We start from the raw sequence: 18,996 nt of genomic DNA, 5'->3' as shown, positions 1-18,996 counted from the left end.
AACGAGACCAAACTTGCCATCACAGACCGCGCATCTCGTGGCGCTGCCATGTCTAAGATTTTCGGAGAGGTTGGGCATTGTTGTCTCCTCTATCGTAGCTGTTCTGTTCGTCGATCGTCCTCTTCCAACTGTTGCGCTTGATGAGCTGCGCGCTTTTCAGACGCATGCAGCCTAGGACGATCCAGATCAGCGGCTCAATTGCACCCAGGTAGACGTCGGACATCTAAAGTGGTCATGGGAACTATCCGAAGGGACTATGGCGCTCGACCCAAAAGCCGACCTTTTCCGCAATGGGGTCAAAATTGGGCGGAAGATGTCAAAGCGCACTCTAGGTTGGAGCCGAGAGTTGGACGAGCCGATCGTGTGCACGGACAGCGCGTGGCGACCTTTCCGGCATGAGCGGCATTCCGGGTTGGGTTGGCGGCCCCCCAATGTGGCCGAGGACGAACTGGTCCCCGTTGTCGGGCCGAACGGCGCGGGCAAGACGACCCTGGTCAATCTGCTCACTGGGCTGATCGTGCCGACCGAAGGGGAGGTATTGTTAGGACGCCCGGGATGATGACGTGGTGAAAATGGGCAACGAGGAAGAGACTGTTGTGCGCTGATCTGGGTTGCCATCATTGAGACGTTGGTCAACGGGAATCCAGTGCCGAATTCCCACGTTCATCCGGGTTAGTCGAATCGGCGCAAATGCTGGAGATCCCGGTGCGCATCACCGAAACTCTGTACGTTAGTAGGTCTTAAGGATCGCAAGCTCACCGGCATCCGCGCGCTTCTTTGCACCGAGCAGGATTTCTCTCATTTGCTTGATTACAGGGGGCTCGAGTGCCTCGATTTTCGCGGCCACTTGCGGATCGAGGATACCTTTGCGGCCGTAGCGTCCCCGCACATCGCTGGCGTGTCCCAAGATCCGATCGCGTGTGCGCTGGGCAATGGCGTCATTGTCGAGCCAGTCCGCCATGAGAGCATGAGATGCCTAGTGCTGTACAGGGACAGGTCAGCCCGGGTCAACTCAAGCAGCTTTTTTACGTATTGCCAGGATTTGCTGAGCGGTTGTGACCAACGCACAGTTCCATCTTTTCTGGCGTAGGCTTCCCATTCCGGGAAGAGACGCCCCTCTCCCTTGTCCATCAGTTCTTGCATTCGATCGAGCAGACCCAGCTCGATCAATAGGGGATGGATAGGAATTACGCGACCAGCGGCATTCGTTTTCAGGTTGCGCAGATCTTTCACTGCAACGCGGCCGCCTCGCGCATCGAACGGCCTGAGATCGAAGTAATAGAATTCGCCGTCCGTGCGGATATCAGCGCATTTTAGCTGGCCGACTTCACCGGGACGCATGCCGGTTAAAGCACAAATCAAAAAGCCCCAGTAGATTGCCGATTGAACAAAGTAATTTCCCGGCTTCCACACGTGTGTCCGGTTGCGGCAGCCAGTGAATAGCGGGAGAGCGAAGAGAGCCAACAGCTCGTTGTCCTCAAGCGCGTCACGTGGCAAACTCGCCATATTATTGGGATCGATGCACTCGAATTTCGGCCTTGGCCCTCCGTAAAAGTTATTCGCGATCGCCCAATCCAGAAATTTATGCAAGCCGCCCCAATATTTCGATTTTAGGGTTTTCTGAGTGATGAGCGTAAGTTTCTTCCAGCCGTTCTGCTGCGCGTATTCGAAGCGGCCGAATAGCGTCTCGGCGGTTTCCGCCGGGATGTTCTTGGTCTTGGGAATGTCGGGAAGTGCTTCGTCGAGCCGCCGCCAATCCTCCGCTTTGACGGAGCAAAACTGAGGATCGCCCAAGATTTGGACGGCGAACCTGACCACAGGCTCGGCTTCATGCCGACCTTTGGTGGTGTGCTGGCGCTTGGGGTCGACGGGCTTTAGAAATTCGGCCAGCGCATCAGACATTCGTGTGTCCGCCGCTTTTGCGGTCTCCACTGTCGGCTTTTCTTGCGGGTTGGGGGGCGCCGGCTCGAAGCGTGTGGCATTTGACGTGCCGATCCGCTTCGCGATTTCGTCCTGCACGATCCGCTCGATTAGGGGCAGGGGATCGATGTGGGAAAGGGGCGGGGAGTTCGACCAGGCGTCGACTTTTGTAGGATCATCTCGCTCGTTGGCGCGCCCGGTCTCGTAAGCGCGGCGTTCGGCCCCCTTGGCAATACGGGACTCGGCCGACTTGTTCTGGTCGACAAAGTCCACCCACCTGCTGGCGAAGCCAGGAAACTGGCGCGCGAAATGATAGCCCCGCTCTTGGGCACGGCTCATAAAATTTCTGATCTGGTGTTCGAAGGCCAGGCGTTCGGCCAGCCGCTGCGGGGCTAGCGCGACCGCAGTGATCCGGCAAGCAAGGTTCGGCCGTGGTCGGGCCTCGCTAGTTGCTGGCACCGCTCAAGCCGCACGCCGGCGGTCGTGGTGCGCGTCAGCGAGGTGCCGATTCTGTTGCAAAAGTCGGCTGTAACCGACGGATGTCTTTCGGCCATTCGGTAAGGCCGACCGGCTTTGATCCGCCGACCCTGACGCTCTCAACGCAACTCCTACGCTACGCAATGCACAGAGCATGAGCGGGCGGTGGTCGCGCAACGAGCGACGCGAGGCGCCTCGGATTTTGAGCGATGGCAGCCAGAACAAACTCGTCCTGGGCGCCTCGTGGGCCACGAAGCCGAAGCCGACCAAGCCTCAGGATGCGCTTCAAGTGCGCAAACCGCATCTCGATCTTCTTGCGCTCACGTCGCGACGTCTCGAAGCCCTCGGTGCCAGCGAGCGACCGGGCGACGTCCCGGGCGTGCTCATGTATGTCGCGCGGGATCTTGCGCGATGGTTCTTTTGGACAGCACTGCGGTTTAAGCGGGCATGCGTCGCAGTCGAGCTTGCTCGCACGATACAGAAGCGTTTTGCCCTCGTGCACGGTGCCGCTCGTCCCTAGCCGCTTTCCGCCCGGGCAGTGGTAGACGTCGCTGGTCGGATCATATCGAAAGTCGCTGCGCGAGAAGGTACCGTCATCTCGCTTCGACTTGTCGAACACGGGGATATGTGGCGCGATGCCCTTCTCCTCGACCAGCCAGTTCAGCATCGGAGCCGCCCCGTAAGCAGTATCCCCGACAAGCCGCTCCGGCTTGAGACCAAAACGCTCCTCTGTTCGTTCGATCATTGTCCTCGCCGCTCCGACCTCGGCCTGGCGAATGGATCGGGACGCCTCGACATCAACTATGACGCCGAACTTCACGTCGATGAGATAATTGTCGGAGTAAGCGAAGAATGCTGGTCCCTTGTGAGCTCCGGTCCACTGGGCCGCGGGATCGGACGGCGAGATGAACTTCGGGACAACGTCACTGGCCGCACCCCACGCCGTATCGTCGAGGGTTGCCAGATACTCCTTCACCGCGCGGCTTGACCTCGCCGGATCGCGATCCCTGCGCCAATCCTGACCCGCGATCGAGCGCTGCTTGTTGGCATCTGCCTGGATCAGGCTCGCGTCTACCGCAAAACCTTCGCCACCAACCAGACCGGCCACAATGCACGCCTCGACGATATGTTCGAATACGCGACGAACGACATCTCCCTCGCGGAAGCGCTCATTGCGGGCCCGCGAGAAGGCCGAATGATCCGGGATAGCATCCTCGATACCGAGCTTGCAGAACCACCGATAGGCGAGGTTCACCTGCACTTCACGGCAGAGCAGCCGCTCCGAGCGGATCGCGAAGACATACCCCACGATCAGCATCCGGATCATCAGCTCCGGATCGATCGACGGGCGACCCATCGACGAATAATGAGGAGCAAGTTCGCTGCGAAGCCAAGACAGATCGAGACCAGTGTCGATCTTCCGCACCAGATGATCTTCGGGAACCGCGTCGCTGAGATGAAACTCGTAGAACAGTTGACCTTGGTCACTCTTCAGACGGCCCATCATGGATCGACCTCGTCGCGATTCGCGTCAACACAACGGAATCACGCTTGCCGGCTCGTCTCAACCGACTTTTGCAACAAAATCGGCCCTTTGCTGTTCGCGACCAGGAGGCGTGCTCCGCTTACCTGTGTATCGATAGCGGCGCATCACACAATCGAATCCAAGCTAAGTGTGAGCGCAGCTCCGCCATCGATGGGCCTTTGTAATTCGGCTTCGATGGCGGAGCGCACGGCAAACGCCGATCTAGACTGTCGCTTCCTTACGGATACCGATGCGTTCTAAGCGCGTCTTTTCGGACTCGGGCAGCGCCGCTTGCCATTCAGCTTCCTTTCCGTGCAGGGGGAGCACGCGACCGAATTCGACCATTTGGCCGGGAGGAAGTTCAGACAGATAGACCCAAACGCAGTTCGTTTTCATCTGCGACGCGATCGCGACATCGGCCGTCAGCCTGGTTATAAGTGCGTTCTTCATCTCGGTCGGACGGCCATCGCGGATCGTGCCGTGCACAAATATGTGATCGGAGTTAAGCTTCGTGCCACCGAGAAAATAGTTGCCGGGCTTCACCTCGTTAAACGTGACCTGAGCGAAATAGTAGGGCGCTCCGGTCGAATCACCGTGAGCGCGTGTCACAGCTTCCGCGATCTCGCTCTTCTGCGACTCGCTCAGTCGCCCTTCCACGCATGTGACGATATAGCTGGGCATTCTAGTCTTCCTTTCGTTTGACTGCTTTGAAAATCGACTATGATTTAGAGAGTGTAGTGCGCCGCTTATCCCGATGGACGAACGTTACCTTGTGCTAGGCGGGTTTCGTCCGGTGGCCCCGCCATCTGAGATCGAATTTTGCGCGACGTCCGCTGGGTCGCCTTTCGTCGCGGACGCCGTCGTAGTTGTCGTCTGCAAGTCGTGTGGCACAGCTCGAACCACATCAATCCGCTGATTGTTGATCCAAAGGACGGCCCTTGGTCTCTGGTAGGAAGAAGAAGCCGATCACCAGCGATACGGCTGAGATCACGATCGGATACCAGAGGCCAGCGAACATATTGCCGTAGGCGGCAACGAGCGCGAAGGAGGTCGTAGGCAGGAAACCACCCAACCAACCGTTACCGATGTGATACGGGAGCGACATCGCCGTATAGCGGATGCGAGTCGGAAATAACTCCACCAACGTCGCGGCGATCGGCCCATAGGTGACGGCGACCAATCCGACGAGCATCACGAGAATCAATAGAGTCATGGGATAGTTGATCCGCGCGGGATCGGCCATGAGCGGATAGCCCGCGGCCGCGATCGTTTCTCCGAGCGACTTCTTGAATTCAGCGTTCTTCTTCGCCGCATCACCGGCGGGCAATCCCGACGCCTCGAAGCTCTCCACGCTCTTGTCGCCGACCTTGATGACGGCGACGGATCCCGCGGGTCCTGCTTCGTTTGCGTAACTCACGCCGGCACCGGCAAGGAACGACTTGGCGATATCGCAAGAGTGAGTGAATTGTGCCGTCCCAACAGGGTTAAACTGGAACGAACACTGCGCAGGATCGGCCACTACTGTGACGGGAGCATTCTGCTGAGCTTCGAACAGGGCAGGATTGGCGTAACGCGTCAACCCGTGGAAGAGCGGGAAATAAAGGACGATCGCCCCGAGGAAACCCAACAGGATAACGGGCTTTCGGCCGATGCGGTCTGAGAGCGCGCCACTGAGCAGCAGCAGTGGCGTACCGATCACCGATGCCGCTGCAATCAACAGATTTGCGGTGACGGGCTCGACCTTGAGCGTCTGTGTAAGAAAGAATAGTGAATAGAATTGACCAGTGTACCAGATAACCGCTTGGCCCCCGACCAGGCCGAACAACGCGACGAGCGCGATCTTGCAATTGGACCAGCGTCCAAAGGCCTCGAGGATAGGAGCCTTCGAAGTCTTCCCTTCCGACTTCATCCGTTGGAAGAGCGGCGATTCTGTCAATGAAAGACGGATCCAAACGGAGATGCCGAGCAGGGCGAGGGAAACGATGAACGGTACGCGCCAGCCCCAGGCAGCGAATTCGCTTTCCCCGATCGTGATACGGGTCACCAGGATGACGAGGAGGGAGAGCAAAAAGCCAAGCGTCGCAGTCGTCTGGATCCAGGCCGTGTACGCGCCCCGCTTGTGGTCAGGAGCGTGCTCGGCCACGTAGGTCGCGGCGCCTCCGTACTCGCCGCCCAACGCCAGCCCCTGAAGCAGGCGTAGAGCAATCAGTGCGGCCGGCGCGGCGACGCCAACGCTCGCGTATGTGGGCAGGACACCAACGACGAAGGTCGACAGACCCATGATAACGATCGTGATGAGGAAGGTGTATTTGCGGCCCACCATGTCGCCGATGCGGCCAAAGAAGAGAGCGCCGAAGGGCCGGACGGCAAAACCAGCCGCGAAAGCGAGTAGGGCGAAGATAAATCCGGCGGTTTCGTTTACGCCGGAAAAGAACTGTTTGCTGATAATCGTCGCCAGCGAGCCATATAGATAGAAATCATACCACTCGAAGACGGTGCCGAGCGATGATGCGAAGATGACCTTCGCTACATCGCTGCTTATGCCTTTGGAGATTCTTCGCTCGCTAATTGCAGTGACCGTCATTGTCGTTCCTCCATGATTGATTGAAGAATCTTCTGATTTTTGATTGGCCCGACACGGGGCCTGGTCCGCTCCTCCTTGCCTTGCCTTGCGCGCGAGTTGCTTGTATACACAACTACATGAGCGAAGGTCGGCCAGGAGCGACCGAAATGACTCTTGAGTCTCTTGAGTTAGTTGCGTGTACACGCAACTAACTCAAGAGTCAAGCGGATGCGAAGAGCGTCCAAGTGCGTGTATTTTCGGCTTTGAGAGCCGGAGGAGCGGCTAGATGAAACAGATGTACACCGATTGCTATTGCACTCAGTTGAGGAGGGCATCGAGCAATTTCACCAAGATCTACGACGACGCGCTCCGTCCGCAGGGATTGCGCATCACACAGTTTTCGATGCTCCGCGGCCTGGCGAGGCTACACGAGGCGACATTGACCGCATTGGCGGACGAACTTGCACTTGAGCGGTCTACGATGTCGCGAGGCGTCAAGCTTCTCATCGACGCCGGTTGGATCGACTATTCAGCGGGCGCGGACGATGCGAGAGAGAAAATCCTGAAGTTGAGCGATCGCGGCAAGAAAAAGCTTCAGGACGCGATGCCAGCCTGGTCGAAGGCTCAGGCAAAGGTCGAGGCACACCTGAAGGAATATGTCAAATCCTCTACCAATAAGCGCCTCATTGAGGCGCTCGAGTCCCTTCAGATCGCGGAATGACGTGCGTCGGCGCGCCCGGGAGCGCGCCGACGAAATGTCAAGAGAGGGTGGGCATCACGAACTCGTTGCCCTCCATGATGCTGGTTGGCCAACGGCTCGTAACGGTCTTCAGCCGCGAATAGAACCGAACACCTTCGGGGCCATGCATGTGATGGTCTCCGAATAGCGAGGCCTTCCAGCCGCCGAACGAATGGAATGCCATTGGGACAGGGATCGGAACATTGACACCGACCATGCCCACCTTGATGCGGTTGGCGAATTCACGCGCAACGTCACCGTTTTGGGTGAAGATCGCAGTGCCGTTCCCATATTCGTTTTCATTGATCATCCGCGCGGCGGTGGCATAGTCAGGCGCGCGCACGACACTGAGGACCGGCCCGAAGATTTCATCCTTATAGATCTTCATGTCTGAAGTCACGTGGTCGAAAAGCGTGCCGCCGATGAAGTACCCGCTCTGATTGGATCGGAAATCGCGGCCGTCCACCAAGAGATGCGCGCCTTCTTCGACGCCGGACTCGACGTAGGCGCGGACCTTGTCGAGGTGTTGCCGCGTCACCAGCGGACCCATCTCGGCGTTCGTGTCACTGCCGGCGCCGATCTTCAGCGCGCGGACCTTTGGTTCCAATCTCTCAAGCAGGGCATCCGCCGTGCGCTCGCCGATCGGAACTGCAACTGAGATCGCCATGCATCGCTCGCCGGCAGAACCGAAAGCCGCGCCCATCAGCGCGTTCGTAGCCTGGTCGAGATCCGCGTCAGGCATGATGATCATGTGATTCTTGGCGCCGCCCAGGGCCTGACAGCGCTTTCCGTTCGCAGCGGCAGTTGTGTAGATGTATCGCGCAATAGGCGTGGATCCCACAAAGCTAACTGCCATCACTTCCGGGTTGTTCAGTATCGCATCGACTGCTTCCTTATCGCCGTGCACAACATTAAAGACCCCCGGGGGAAGACCGGCCTCGGTCAGCCACTCGGCAAGGAGCAACGCGGCGGAAGGATCGCGCTCGGACGGTTTAAGAATGAAGGTATTACCGCACGCGAGCGCCACGGGAAACATCCACATAGGCACCATTGCCGGAAAGTTGAAAGGCGTGATTCCCGCCACGACGCCAAGCGGCTGGCGGACGTCGTAGCTATCTACGCGCGAGCCAACGTTTTCGCTGATCGTCCCCTTCAAGAGGCTCGGCGCACCGACGGCGAATTCAACCACCTCGAGGCCACGCTGGACTTCGCCTTTGGCGTCGGAAAGGATCTTGCCATGCTCGGCTGTGATCACCGCGGCGAGCTCGTCGATGCGCTCTTCAGCAATGCGCAGAAACCGGTTAAGAATGCGCGATCGGCGCAGCGGCGAAGTGTCGGCCCACGCCGGCGCCGCTTTGCTAGCCGCGAAGACCGCGTCATTCACCTCGCTGGTGCTCGCGAGGCCGAGCTCGCCGGTCTGCTCGCCGGTGGCGGGGTTGAACACCGGAGAAGCGCGACCGCTCCGGCCGGTAACGCGGCGTCCGTCAACGTAGTGGGGTATCTGGGTTGTCATCGCATGGCTCCTCCGATCGAAATCGTGGTTGGATTTGAGCGCGAGAGACTGTTTCTCTCAATGCGAAGCATTGCGGCTCCGTTGTGCGCAAAATAGAGTGTCCTAATGGATTGGGACCGGGTGCGGATTTTCCTCGAGGTGGCGCGAACGGGTCAGATCCTCCGTGCGGCGAGGCGGCTTAGGCTCAATCATGCGACCGTCGCCCGCCAGCTCTCCGCGCTTGAGGAAGATCTGAAGACGAAGCTTGTGAATCGGGCGACGACGGGGTCATCGCTCACTCCCGCCGGCGTCTTATTTCTCGCAGCCGCCGAGCGTGCGGAATCCGAGCTTCTCCGGGCGGGCTCACAGCTTGCAGAGGCCTCGGACCGATTGGATGGCACCGTACGTGTGGGTGCGCCCGACGGACTTGGCAACTACTTCCTCGCCGCGCAGCTAGGGGCCTTCGCAGCTACCAATCCCGGCCTAAAGATCCAGCTGGAGCCGCTTCCCCGGATCTTTTCGCTGGCGAAGCGGGAGGCCGACATCGTGGTGACGCTTGAGAGACCCGAGGAGGGTAAGCTGATTTGTACCAAGCTGACAGATTACAGCTTGGGCCTCTATGCAGCCGAAGATTACATCCGGAACTCATCTCCGGTCACTTCTCCGACCGATCTTTCACAACATCTGCTCGTAACGTACATTGACGATATCATCTACAGTCCCGCTCTAAACTACGCTTCGAACTTTGATACGCTGACGAGCCACCGCTTCGAGTGCGGTAGCGTGATGGGGCAGATCGAGGCAGTCCGCGCTGGGCACGGCATCGGCATCCTTCACGACTATGCCGCCGCGCGTTATCCAGAACTACGCAGGATACTTCCGCGGGAAAATTTCGTCCGAAGCTACTGGCTAATCTCGCACCCGGACACGCATGACACACCACGCGTGCGAGCCGTGCACCAGCATATCATAACGACCGTCCGGCAGGCCAAGAGCCAATTCTTGGTGAAGCAACCTGGCGTCGAAGGTCGAAGCTAATAGAGAGCAGTCTCTGCCTTAACGTAAGGCTCATCGGTTGAATTATCAATTTGAAACCGGGTCCGAGAGGCTGTGGGCCGGATCAGGGATGAAGGCGCTGTTTCTACGTCGCAGGCGCGATTCAAGACCAGAGACCGAATTCCGGTTCGGCGGACTTCTTTGTCCATGTCTTCCTTTGGCCCGATCGCAACCAGGCTAATAGGCCAGTCGACCGCATCGCGAAGCTGGGCCTTCCATTCGTCGAAGTTTTCGACATAGTTCGCTAAAGCCCAGTTTGTTTTACCGATTGGCGGCATCATTAAGAGCGCGATATCGATGTCACTGTCATGACGAGACGTGTTCTTCGCTCGGCTACCAAACAGCCAAAGCTCTGCGACGCTCTCGTTATTGGCGGCCCAATTTTCGAGAGCTGTGACCCACTCGTCGCGCATGTCCATGGCATAAAGTTAGCACATCGCTAGTCTCCCGCACCGTCCCGCTAGGCCCCGAATATCGACGGCTTGCCAAAAAATTGCTACTTGACCCCGTTGCAACCTCTGCGAACTAGTGTCTAAAGTGGGTACCAGGGCATTTCTGGGGCAGAGAATTTTATGAAGGCTGCGCTTTTTGGCGCGTTATTCGCGCTCGCTGGTACACAGCAAGCTATTCAGTCGTGCCGCGTTCCGTGCGACGTGCGGTACGATTTGGATAGCGCTGGGCAGCCTTCTGCCGGAAACACTCCTGCTGCTGTCGTTTTTGTCGCGGCGGTCTTGTTCGGGCAAACAATGCCAACGGCAACCCCGACGGGCGTCAAATTAGTGCGCGACGGCTGGTGTCAGGTAGGTGAGTTTTCCGTTCCTTTGGCGGCCTGCCAAGCGCAACAGGATGTCTACGCACCGGACAGCGACTTCTGCATGGCCTGCTCGGCCACTACGTGGCGCGTCGACTTTCAGGACGAGCTAGTACTCCTCAACGCCCCCTGCGCCGGCCTGGATGCCACCGCATTGCCGGCGCGAAACGGCACGGCGAAGTCCGAAATGTCCAGGTCGTCGAGCTCGGCGTTGCCGTCCGTCATCCTGCGGCGGCTTGCTCAAACCGGACGTCGTGTTCGTCGGCGAGAGCGGTCCGCGCAATCAGGTCTCCTTGGCCTTGTAGCATTTGGGGCAAGCCGATAGTCCTGCGCGCGATCGCGCGCCGGGGTCCAGGGGGCTCCCCTGGCGCACTCGCCGGTTTTCCCCAACATGGCACGCGTTGGTTGGAACACCGAGCGAACGCGCCGCAGCTCCTGAATTTGATGCATGCATGTTGGCGGCGATGCGTAAGTGCGCTGTTCTAGCCCCTAAGCCCGGGAAAGATCGGTACACTTTATGATTGTCTCCCTTGTGACCCTCGGCCTTACCGGCAATTTCGACAGGCAGAGACAGAATGAATGGTCATTTACGATCACGGACAACTTTGGAAGCCTCGTTCAAAAAACGAGTGAAAGTTATTGCATGAGCCATTTGGTTAGGACCGAAGATTTCGTTTATCCGATCGCTGGGAAGGTTGGGCTCGCCAAATTGATCAAAGAATTCACCTTGATGAGCCTGTTCGAAAATCTCGACGAGCTTAACAAGGATGTGGCGACTGTGAAGAAAGGGCCGCCCAGCATGGTTCAGCAACTGCAATTCACGACGACGATCGGCGGCGGCGCTTCGCCGAAGATTGTCTTTGCGCCGAAAGGGCCCCGCTCACTCTCTCATCGACCAAGCGATTGGAGGCGAACGCCTTCGCTGTTGCGATCACCATGCTCGTTCTCTGCCGGCTCGGTGCCACCCGTAAGCGAATAGCTGGTTCGTCCTGGAGCATCTTGTTCGTGCCATCATGAGACTTCTCGTCCAGTGGCGTGGTGGCCATTTCATCGGGCTGTTCGCCTCCACGTCCGCGTCATAGAGCGCACATCGCTTCGGCGCCAGTGATTGGTGCTTCGGACGGCTAATGACGTAAGAACGCCAGCGACCGAAGCTTGGCACTGTCTGCGGAGAGAATAACATACGAATACCGAGTTCGCTCCGCGCAAACGGTTCCCGAATGCCCAGAGTGGCAGTGGGGTGATCGGTTCTCCCCTACAGTACACCAAGGAGTGCACACCATAGGCAAGGGCGGCGGCAGGCGGCGCGGTCAAGCCGACGGCCATCAAGATCAGGCTGTTTTGCGCCGACGCGCTCGCGACCGTACGGCTCGCCGCACGCGGCCCGCATGCGCTCAGCCCTGATCTGGGTCTCAGCTGGGGCGTGGCTGTCGTTGACCATGCCTGCCGGTCCGCGCCAATGAATCTGGTTCGGCCGCCAGATGCCACTCCGACGGAGTGACCGGTCGGCGACAAGATCTCAAGGTCGTGCAGTCGACAGCCTGACCGGAGAGGCAAGTGCCCGCAAGATCAGCGGTCAGGACCGGGCGGGATTGTCGGAGGGGCTGGCGGTTGATCATCACGGGGTGTCCGGCGGGGTTCACGGAGGGCCGCCCTACACGCTATAGCGTGTTTTAAACGCTATAGCGTGTGGCGCGTCTGACGCGCAAATGCATCATCCTGCCGGATGAGGCGGCAACATCCGATCCACGCAAAGCGACTGCTTGCCCGCAATTTGCGCCGGCTGCGGCTCGAGCGGGCGTGGTCGCAGGATGATCTGGCCGCCGAAGCCAAGGTGCGCCAGGCGCTGGTCAGCGCCATGGAGGTCGCCACCGCCAACCCGACTTTGGGCTCGCTGGAGAAGGTGGCGACGGCGCTGAGGGTCGAGGTTGCAGATCTATTGGCGGTGCCGGCTGTGAAGCGGGCCGGGGCGGTCTTGCGCGCCCAGCGGCCGCCAAGCCGCCGCGGGCGGTGACGGCGGCCAGGATCCCTCGCACGCGCCTTGCTGATTTCCTTGTTCAAGGCCTTTCTGTCGCCGCCGGACAAAGGCATGGGGATGCTTCGGCGCCATCAGGTGTGCTCAAACGAACGGCCGGCAGTCGTTCGCTTCGTGGCGTCCTTTCCGCTGCGTGCAAGTTCCGTTCAACGGGCGTTGTCCGACGTCCCGCCAAATGGCGCACTCACCATCCAATCGAACGGCGTCGGCTTTCTGGATCTCGCCGAGCCGACTGCATCGCCGAAAAAAGATGCAGCACGTGATCACGGATGTCGCAAAGGCGCCGCGTCCGGTTAACGGGGCCAGCCGGACGGATGTCGTCGGCGGAGGGCGTTCAAGAGCGTCCCAATACTCGGGAGGCAAATCATCGTTTGGTGCCAGGGACGCGCTGGCGGCGTGTTCCGGCCCACGGGGGCAGTTTCTCCACTTGCTTCCGGCTCGACGTGCGCGAACTCGTGGGACGGTCGTTCATGCGCCTAATTAGAACGGGGAGGCGCGCTGCCTTCGGGTCTACTGAAGGACTTGTCCGCTCGCGTTGTGATTACGGTCTTCCTTGTGTTGACGCCCGCACATCAGAGGCAGGTTAGTTCGACACGGTCGTTCGCGCTAAGGTACCGTGCGGACCTCCCACTCGGCGATGAGCCGACGGCCGCGGACTCACGCTTCGTTCATGCTCAACCCCTAGCCACCTCTTTCTGCGCGCTGAAAACAAAGATGTGGAGAACTTCGCCAGAGGGAAGCTAACTCGCCTTAGCTTCCCTCCGGCGTTTGAGGTGTGTCGTCGTGGCAAATACCGTTCGATCCAAGCAGAACGGACGCTTAGGCCGCGATGCACAAGGCGAGCTGCAGTTGGCGATAACCAGGAGAGTGAGCCATGTTGACCGAGACGTTGACGCCGGAAGATATCAAGAACTTTCTCAAGCGGTTGTCTGCCGCGATTGAGCTCGATCAGGTCAAGGTCGACGCTCTACCGCCAGAGAGTTTTTCGATTGCGTACAGCCACAGCATGTGGCGCACCTGGCGGCACGATCATCGCGTCCATATCGAGAAGTTGCTCGTTACCGCGGATGCGATTCCGCAGGTCATGCTGGAGCATGTGACTGAAATTGCGGCGGCTTATGAGCCCGCACTTGTCGGAAGCGTTGTGCTGGAATTGTTCGCCGAGGTCGTAGGCGGCAGCTGCGCGGAGGATCTTGGAACGGCGGACAAGTTCTTTGGCGCGCTGATCCAGGATATGAGTGGGCAACGCAAAGGCAACTCCCGCCACGGAGGCGCTCAAGCATCGATTCTGCAGTGGCTGCCTGCCACCGATCCGTTGCGGATCGCTCAAGATCCTGAGTGTGGATACGGGCAGTCGCAGGTCCGGTAGCGGAGCTGCAACGATGGTCATCCGACGATCAGGCTGCTGGACATCGCTCGCCTTCGCTAAGTCTAAGGCGGATATATCAGGTACGGCTCCGGACTGCGGAATTGCCTGAGCGCGTTCGGACGGCAGCGGTTCGTCCTCCGTCTCGCTTTGTAGGCGCTGAAAGCGTGACGACACGCCGCTCGTCGACGGGCTCGTCGGCAGGACAACCAGCTCGAGGCCGCGTCGGCTTTCGTCGGAAGAGAGTATCGTTTGGCGGTCGGCGACAAGGATTGGCGCTGAACCGCAAACGGGTCGATCATGACTGCCCTTTTGTTCTGGCGGTGTGTCAATGGAGATGGCACACTGATGCCTCGTCCTGCCGTGGAGGCAAGATACAAGGATTCCCCGGAGCAAGTGTGACCGACTCTGAATCCTTCGACAGAAACCAGGAACAGCTCAGGGACTTGCTCGCGCGCAAGGTCAGGGAACTGCGGCTCGCTTCGGAGATGAGCCAGCGCGATCTGGCTGATGAAGCCGGCATTCGGCAGGCGCTCATCAGCCAGATCGAACGCGGAGAAGCCAACGTCACGCTCGACTCCCTTCTGAAGATCGCTATCGCGCTGAACGTTGAGTTCACCGACCTGTTCGAGCCCGACGGTCAGGAGCAGCGCCAGCCTCGCCTTCGTTGACGTATTGAAAGCTGCGCTCCACCTCGGAGCCGAGAGCCGAGATCGGGCGGCAGCGAACCGATGCGGAGCGCCGCTCGGGATTCTCACCGGAGAACCAGCCGGCACCACCGCCGGCCCCTGAGGTCAAGCCCGGGTACAGTGCGACGCGAAAGAGCTCGGAGCTATTGTCATGCCTGGCGTGAGATGCTCCGCCGCAACCAGGTACATGATATGGAACGCGGGTGACCCGTCCGGAGCGATCAGGGCTGCCGAATTCATCGACATGGAGCACGTTCGATCGACAAACATTCCGCGCCGAACGATTTTCCACTTGCCGCGACAGATTGCCCTAACTTCGGCGCAATTATGTGACACGTTTTAACGTATCGCACACAACTTATGACGACACCCTCGTTGCGGGAACAGGCGCTCCGAATGGCGTCGACGTTCGCCGCCGTATCCGAATCCGACAAAACGCCGGATACTCGAAGCTCACGCTAGTCTAGCGCGCTGGCAGGTCCCCGCGCCCGCACAGTCCATGTCGCCAAAGCGCTCATATTGAGCGACGCCGCACACACGCGCGCCGCACGGTCCAGTCGCGCGGCGCGTGCCGCTTCCGATTCCAACCGATGGAAGGAACGCCCCATGTTCATCGATCATCACCGTCCCGATTACGGCAACTGCCTCCCGCAACATAATCAGGACACCGCATCATGCATGGCAACCAGGTTTCTCGCAAAGCTGCCTCGACTTCCTTCACCAGCCCAAAATGCACGGTCGCAATTCCGATCGGGAGCGCTCTTCAACGTGACGCGCTCCTCCAGGCGGGCCTTGACGCTGCGGTTCGCGCGATTCACTATCGGAAGGCTCCGAACCCATATGGTACGCCGGCCATGGTGAAGAGCGCTGTGCTTGAAAGGATCGACGGCGACTTCCTTCTTGCCGTCTGTGTGATGCGGCCGGCCCGAACCGATGACCAGCACGTCCGGCTGGCCGATCAGCTCGAATCGAACGGACTGCGCTTGCTTGAGCGCGACGCGGCCGACATCAGGTGTGAGCCGCTGTGCTCCAACGCACGCGCTGTCTGGTACAATGAGCGCTTCCCTGTATCCGTGCACAACAGGCTGAAGATCGCGGCGGTGCTCGCCGAAGACGGTCCGCAATCGATACACGACCTCGAGGAACGCGCCCGACCGACGTGCGATGTCATCGCGGCCGTCTGTGCGCTGGCGTGCGAAGCACTCGTCGACCTTGACCTTAGCGAGGTGCCATTGGGCGCACGCACCATCGTGCGCGCGCGTTAGAGCAGAACACCTCACATCGGCCAAGGCAACGAAAACGACGCCTCACGGTCCTTGCGGCGCCACCAGCCAATCGCCGGTGGCACAGGCTGCGCCGGTCGGACCGGCCCAGCTATGTTGTGCGACCGGGCTGCACGCCGGTCGAACACCTATCGCAATCGACGGCCTGCCGCGACCATTGGCGGCGCATGCGACCGTCGGGCCTGCCCGAACCATGCTCCACGGAGTGAAAGCATGAACCTGCACCTGTCACCTCCGCGCGACCTGCTCGGACGCGCCTACCTCGACATGTTGGCGGCGGAAGCTGGCGCGAACAGCGGGCCGCTTCTGCGCGGCGGCGATCCGGACGACCCCATCGAGAAGCTGATCGATGATCTGGCGATCGCACCAGCCTCCGTCGGACGAACGTCAATCCGGGCGGATCTCGCCGCCGCCGCGGTCCTGGTCGCCCGCACAATCGAGCCTATTGACGGGTTGACCCGCGACCTGCGTCGAAGCTGTCCGGTGATCGCGTTGGCGACGCATCGCGCCGAGCTGGTCTCACTCGTCAAACAGGTCTTGAAGACCTGCGCGTTCGGCAAGGAGGCAAAGCCACTCGATGAACGGTCGTTCGCCCCGGATCACCATCACCGGCCCGTGCTGCTGCTGTGTCGGGACGGGACAATGAGCGAGCATCGGCCGGACAGAGGCAATACGATTGTTGGCGACGCGCTCCACGCCCGCGCGCCCATTTTCGGCGTCGCGCCGGATCCACGCCGACACCTGCCGCGCGACATGCTTCGTGCCGCCGAATACAACCTTGCCCTGAGCCAGCTCGACGCCTCCGCGATTGTCCTCGTAATCGAAGCCGTGACCGGGAAGCGGCCGCACGATGCGCCAAATGATGAACTGGTGCGCGCGATCGACATTTCGGATCTCGCCCTCTCCGTCCGCGCCGATCGCAGCCCGGACGATTGCCTCAAGCTGCTCGAAAAAATCGTCTCGACAAAGAGCTTCTTCGCGCATGAAGGTCCGTGCCTTGAAGAGTTGGCCGGCTACGGTGAAGCGCGCGAATGGGGGCTCAACCTCGTCGCCGACCTGCGCGAATACCAGGCGGGCCGTCTCGACTGGACCTGCATCGAAAAGGGTCTGCTGCTGGTCGGGCCGCCGGGCGTCGGCAAGACGCAGTATGCGCGGGCGCTCGCCAAATCCGCTAATCTGCCGCTGGTAAGCACGTCCGTCGCCGACTGGAACTCGGCCGCTTATCTGTCGGGCACGCTCGGTGCGATCAAGGAGTCGTTTTCGCAGGCCCGCCAGCTCGCGCCCTGTATCCTCTTCATCGACGAACTCGATGGGATTTCGGATCGCGCCAACCTAACATCCGACTACAAGGAGTATTGGACCCAACTCGTCAACCTGCTCCTCGAGTTGTTGGCCGGCATTGAGGAGCGGCCGGGCGTCGTGGTGATCGGGGCGACGAATCATCCCGACCACATCGATGCCGCCGTGCGGCGGGCGGGACGTCTCGATCGCACGATCGAGATCCAGCTGCCCGACGCCGAGGCGCTGTTGGCCATCTTTCGCTTTCATCTCGGCGCCGACCTGCTGGCCGATCAGGATCTGACGCCGGTCGCGCTTGCGGCTGCGGGCAAGACCGGCGCCGACGTCGAGGCGTGGGTCCGGCGCGCGAAATCGCGTGCCCGCCGCGCCGGCCGCGTTCTTGTGCTCGAAGATGTGCTGCACGAGGTCAGGTCCGGGCGCGAAGCACTGCCCAAACATCTCCGGCGGTCGTTTGCGGTGCACGAAGCTGGGCACCTTGTCGTCGGCGTTGCTCTGGCCGTGTTCGAGCCGCAAGCTCTGACGATTCTCGATCGCGGTGCCGGCACCCACGGCAACCTGTCGTGGACGAATTCGCAGACCCAGCCCGGAATCGAAAACTGCATCGCCGCCCTCCTGGCAGGTCGCGCCGCCGAGGAGGTGATCCTGGGTAGCCCCCAGGCGACCGTCGGCGCCGGTATTGGTGAGGACAGCGATTTCGCACGGGCGACGCGGGCGGCAATCGATCTCGAACTTCGATTTGGCTTCGGAGCGCTGGGGGTCGCACATTTCTCCGAGCGCGCCACCGACATGCTGATTCATGACCCGTCCGTCGTCGCGCTCATCGCCAAGCGCCTCGAGGGCTGCCTGGCGCGAGCGCGCGAACTCATCGCGACGAACCGCAGCGTCGTCGAGGCGGTGGCGCGGCGATTGGAGACGACTGGCTACCTGAATCGCACTGCGATCGATGAGCTCTTGAAAGGTCACCCGGTGCGCAGCATCGCATCCATTTCATAGCGGCGCGCCGAGAAATACTCGCGGCAACAAGGCCAAAGGCTGTTGCCTGGTATCCTGATCACCTTAACCAGGTGCTCTGGCTCGGCAAGCGCCATCCTGTAGACCGCCCGAAACGTCGCAAGCGGAGATGTGCCCAAGTACGGCGACGTACACGTTCATCTCCCATGGAGATCCAGCGCATGCTCAAGGTGACTGTGGAGATCTTACCCAGTGGCGCAACAAAATCCCGCCGCACCATTGGACGAATGACGATCGGCAATATCAGCAATCTCGCCGACGTCAGCGATTATTTGGTGAGCGTCACCGAGGGCGCGAACCCCGTGGCGGGGACCCCACCTCAGGCGCGCAAATTCATCGTGCATCATCACCCGCGGCGCCAGAGCGTCTGGAAGCTCGTCGCCCGAGTCATCGCAGACATGGATAGCGTCCAACCAACTAAACCATGACCCGCAACGCTCGTCTCATGCTTGAAACAAGCACTTCTTGCCACGATCGGGGAAGTCTTCCTTACCTGCGCGCAACAACGATGCGCGCCTTAGATAAGGGCGGACCAAAATGGACTACATCAAATACATCTCGAGCACAGCCTGGCGCGCCAATCCAGCTCGGCTTCAGGAGCTGGTCGCCTCCGGAATGCGCTGTCGCATCTGCAACGCAAGTGGAACAGAAGCCGAGCTGCAGGTTCATCACCGCACCTACGAGAGGCTCGGCGCGGAGCGGCGGGAGGATCTGATCACGCTTTGTGCGA

General features: G+C 60.1%; 18 protein-coding genes and 1 pseudogene. 12 read left to right on the top strand and 7 right to left on the bottom strand.

Translation table 11 applies throughout. The features are described 5' to 3' along the window. Positions 1–52 precede the first annotated feature (52 nt). Positions 53–223 (bottom strand): hypothetical protein, encoded by a 171-nt coding sequence (locus ACFFWD_RS33785; RefSeq protein WP_376972896.1) that lies wholly within the window; start codon positions 221–223, stop codon positions 53–55. A gap of 123 nt (positions 224–346) precedes the next feature. Between ACFFWD_RS33785 and ACFFWD_RS33780 the strand changes: the two genes are divergently transcribed. Then, the gene (locus ACFFWD_RS33780) at positions 347–559 is read left to right on the top strand and encodes an ATP-binding cassette domain-containing protein (RefSeq protein WP_376972894.1); all 213 of its coding nucleotides are present in this window, start codon (positions 347–349) and stop codon (positions 557–559) included. Positions 560–810: 251 nt separating this feature from the next. Here ACFFWD_RS33780 and ACFFWD_RS33775 read toward each other — a convergent pair whose 3' ends face one another. From ACFFWD_RS33775 to ACFFWD_RS33760, 4 genes are all read right to left on the bottom strand, one after another. Beyond that, positions 811–2,259 (bottom strand): site-specific integrase, encoded by a 1,449-nt coding sequence (locus ACFFWD_RS33775; RefSeq protein WP_376972892.1) that lies wholly within the window; start codon positions 2,257–2,259, stop codon positions 811–813. Positions 2,260–2,533: 274 nt separating this feature from the next. After that, positions 2,534–3,904, bottom strand: coding sequence for a transposase (locus tag ACFFWD_RS33770; protein WP_376972890.1), 1,371 nt, complete (start codon positions 3,902–3,904; stop codon positions 2,534–2,536). A 240-nt stretch (positions 3,905–4,144) separates the two neighbouring features. After that, positions 4,145–4,603 carry a tautomerase family protein gene (locus ACFFWD_RS33765; RefSeq protein WP_376972888.1) on the bottom strand — a complete coding sequence of 153 codons (459 nt, stop codon included), beginning with the start codon at positions 4,601–4,603 and terminating at the stop codon, positions 4,145–4,147. 223 nt (positions 4,604–4,826) lie between these two features. Further along, the gene (locus ACFFWD_RS33760; RefSeq protein ID WP_376972886.1) at positions 4,827–6,506 is read right to left on the bottom strand and encodes an MFS transporter; all 1,680 of its coding nucleotides are present in this window, start codon (positions 6,504–6,506) and stop codon (positions 4,827–4,829) included. 265 nt (positions 6,507–6,771) lie between these two features. Between ACFFWD_RS33760 and ACFFWD_RS33755 the strand changes: the two genes are divergently transcribed. After that, on the top strand, positions 6,772–7,206 hold the full coding sequence (locus ACFFWD_RS33755) for a MarR family winged helix-turn-helix transcriptional regulator (protein ID WP_376972884.1): 435 nt from the start codon (positions 6,772–6,774) through the stop codon (positions 7,204–7,206). Between the two features lie 37 nt (positions 7,207–7,243). Here the strand turns inward: ACFFWD_RS33755 and ACFFWD_RS33750 are convergent, their stop codons facing one another. Beyond that, complete coding sequence (locus ACFFWD_RS33750; protein WP_376972882.1) at positions 7,244–8,737, bottom strand: CoA-acylating methylmalonate-semialdehyde dehydrogenase; 1,494 nt, start codon at positions 8,735–8,737, stop codon at positions 7,244–7,246. Positions 8,738–8,842: 105 nt separating this feature from the next. On the opposite strand from ACFFWD_RS33750, the gene ACFFWD_RS33745 reads away from it, so the two are divergent. Beyond that, on the top strand, positions 8,843–9,754 hold the full coding sequence (locus tag ACFFWD_RS33745) for a LysR family transcriptional regulator (protein WP_376972880.1): 912 nt from the start codon (positions 8,843–8,845) through the stop codon (positions 9,752–9,754). Here ACFFWD_RS33745 and ACFFWD_RS33740 read toward each other — a convergent pair. After that, on the bottom strand, positions 9,751–10,191 hold the full coding sequence (locus ACFFWD_RS33740) for a nucleotidyltransferase family protein (RefSeq protein ID WP_376972878.1): 441 nt from the start codon (positions 10,189–10,191) through the stop codon (positions 9,751–9,753). The two genes, ACFFWD_RS33745 and ACFFWD_RS33740, sit on opposite strands and share 4 nt — an antisense overlap. Positions 10,192–11,100: 909 nt before the next feature. Between ACFFWD_RS33740 and ACFFWD_RS33735 the strand changes: the two genes are divergently transcribed. The 9 genes and pseudogenes from ACFFWD_RS33735 to ACFFWD_RS33695 form a co-directional block, all read left to right on the top strand. Then, positions 11,101–11,562: a Y4kA family protein gene (locus tag ACFFWD_RS33735; protein ID WP_376972876.1), complete on the top strand. Its 462-nt coding sequence runs from the start codon at positions 11,101–11,103 to the stop codon at positions 11,560–11,562. 747 nt (positions 11,563–12,309) lie between these two features. After that, positions 12,310–12,597, top strand: a complete 288-nt coding sequence (locus ACFFWD_RS33730; protein ID WP_376972874.1) for a helix-turn-helix domain-containing protein — start codon at positions 12,310–12,312, stop codon at positions 12,595–12,597. Positions 12,598–12,624: 27 nt separating this feature from the next. Beyond that, on the top strand, positions 12,625–12,915 hold the full coding sequence (locus ACFFWD_RS33725; protein ID WP_376972872.1) for a hypothetical protein: 291 nt from the start codon (positions 12,625–12,627) through the stop codon (positions 12,913–12,915). Positions 12,916–13,492: 577 nt separating this feature from the next. Continuing rightward, positions 13,493–13,987, top strand: coding sequence for a hypothetical protein (locus ACFFWD_RS33720; protein ID WP_376972870.1), 495 nt, complete (start codon positions 13,493–13,495; stop codon positions 13,985–13,987). 395 nt (positions 13,988–14,382) lie between these two features. Further along, positions 14,383–14,655, top strand: coding sequence for a helix-turn-helix domain-containing protein (locus tag ACFFWD_RS33715; RefSeq protein WP_376972868.1), 273 nt, complete (start codon positions 14,383–14,385; stop codon positions 14,653–14,655). Between the two features lie 692 nt (positions 14,656–15,347). Further along, positions 15,348–15,938, top strand: a complete 591-nt coding sequence (locus tag ACFFWD_RS33710) for a hypothetical protein (RefSeq protein ID WP_376972866.1) — start codon at positions 15,348–15,350, stop codon at positions 15,936–15,938. 231 nt (positions 15,939–16,169) lie between these two features. Further along, the gene (locus ACFFWD_RS33705; protein ID WP_376972864.1) at positions 16,170–18,248 is read left to right on the top strand and encodes an AAA family ATPase; all 2,079 of its coding nucleotides are present in this window, start codon (positions 16,170–16,172) and stop codon (positions 18,246–18,248) included. A gap of 179 nt (positions 18,249–18,427) precedes the next feature. After that, complete coding sequence (locus ACFFWD_RS33700) at positions 18,428–18,694, top strand: hypothetical protein (protein ID WP_376972862.1); 267 nt, start codon at positions 18,428–18,430, stop codon at positions 18,692–18,694. A 109-nt stretch (positions 18,695–18,803) separates the two neighbouring features. Continuing rightward, positions 18,804–18,953: pseudogene (locus ACFFWD_RS33695) on the top strand (hypothetical protein); the annotation flags it as partial. Between the last annotated feature and the right edge of the window lie 43 nt (positions 18,954–18,996).

It is taken from the genome of Bradyrhizobium erythrophlei (genome assembly GCF_042430365.1).
GTDB lineage: Bacteria > Pseudomonadota > Alphaproteobacteria > Rhizobiales > Xanthobacteraceae > Bradyrhizobium > Bradyrhizobium erythrophlei.
The sequence above is the reverse complement of the archived record's forward strand: the minus strand, read 5'-3'. Positions and strand labels throughout refer to the sequence as shown.

Excerpts from the sequence above, each read along its gene's own strand:
- ACFFWD_RS33770 (WP_376972890.1), bottom strand. The coding sequence starts at position 3,904 with ATGATGGGCCGTCTGAAGAGTGACCAAGGTCAACTGTTCTACGAGTTT.
- ACFFWD_RS33765 (WP_376972888.1), bottom strand. The coding sequence starts at position 4,603 with ATGCCCAGCTATATCGTCACATGCGTGGAAGGGCGACTGAGCGAGTCG.
- ACFFWD_RS33750 (WP_376972882.1), bottom strand. The coding sequence starts at position 8,737 with ATGACAACCCAGATACCCCACTACGTTGACGGACGCCGCGTTACCGGC.
- ACFFWD_RS33700 (WP_376972862.1), top strand. The coding sequence starts at position 18,428 with ATGCTCAAGGTGACTGTGGAGATCTTACCCAGTGGCGCAACAAAATCC.
- ACFFWD_RS33730 (WP_376972874.1), top strand. The coding sequence starts at position 12,310 with ATGAGGCGGCAACATCCGATCCACGCAAAGCGACTGCTTGCCCGCAAT.
- ACFFWD_RS33785 (WP_376972896.1), bottom strand. The coding sequence starts at position 223 with ATGTCCGACGTCTACCTGGGTGCAATTGAGCCGCTGATCTGGATCGTC.
- ACFFWD_RS33735 (WP_376972876.1), top strand. The coding sequence starts at position 11,101 with ATGATTGTCTCCCTTGTGACCCTCGGCCTTACCGGCAATTTCGACAGG.
- ACFFWD_RS33740 (WP_376972878.1), bottom strand. The coding sequence starts at position 10,191 with ATGGACATGCGCGACGAGTGGGTCACAGCTCTCGAAAATTGGGCCGCC.
- ACFFWD_RS33720 (WP_376972870.1), top strand. The coding sequence starts at position 13,493 with ATGTTGACCGAGACGTTGACGCCGGAAGATATCAAGAACTTTCTCAAG.
- ACFFWD_RS33705 (WP_376972864.1), top strand. The coding sequence starts at position 16,170 with ATGAACCTGCACCTGTCACCTCCGCGCGACCTGCTCGGACGCGCCTAC.
- ACFFWD_RS33710 (WP_376972866.1), top strand. The coding sequence starts at position 15,348 with ATGCATGGCAACCAGGTTTCTCGCAAAGCTGCCTCGACTTCCTTCACC.
- ACFFWD_RS33775 (WP_376972892.1), bottom strand. The coding sequence starts at position 2,259 with ATGAGCCGTGCCCAAGAGCGGGGCTATCATTTCGCGCGCCAGTTTCCT.
- ACFFWD_RS33760 (WP_376972886.1), bottom strand. The coding sequence starts at position 6,506 with ATGACGGTCACTGCAATTAGCGAGCGAAGAATCTCCAAAGGCATAAGC.
- ACFFWD_RS33755 (WP_376972884.1), top strand. The coding sequence starts at position 6,772 with ATGAAACAGATGTACACCGATTGCTATTGCACTCAGTTGAGGAGGGCA.
- ACFFWD_RS33745 (WP_376972880.1), top strand. The coding sequence starts at position 8,843 with ATGGATTGGGACCGGGTGCGGATTTTCCTCGAGGTGGCGCGAACGGGT.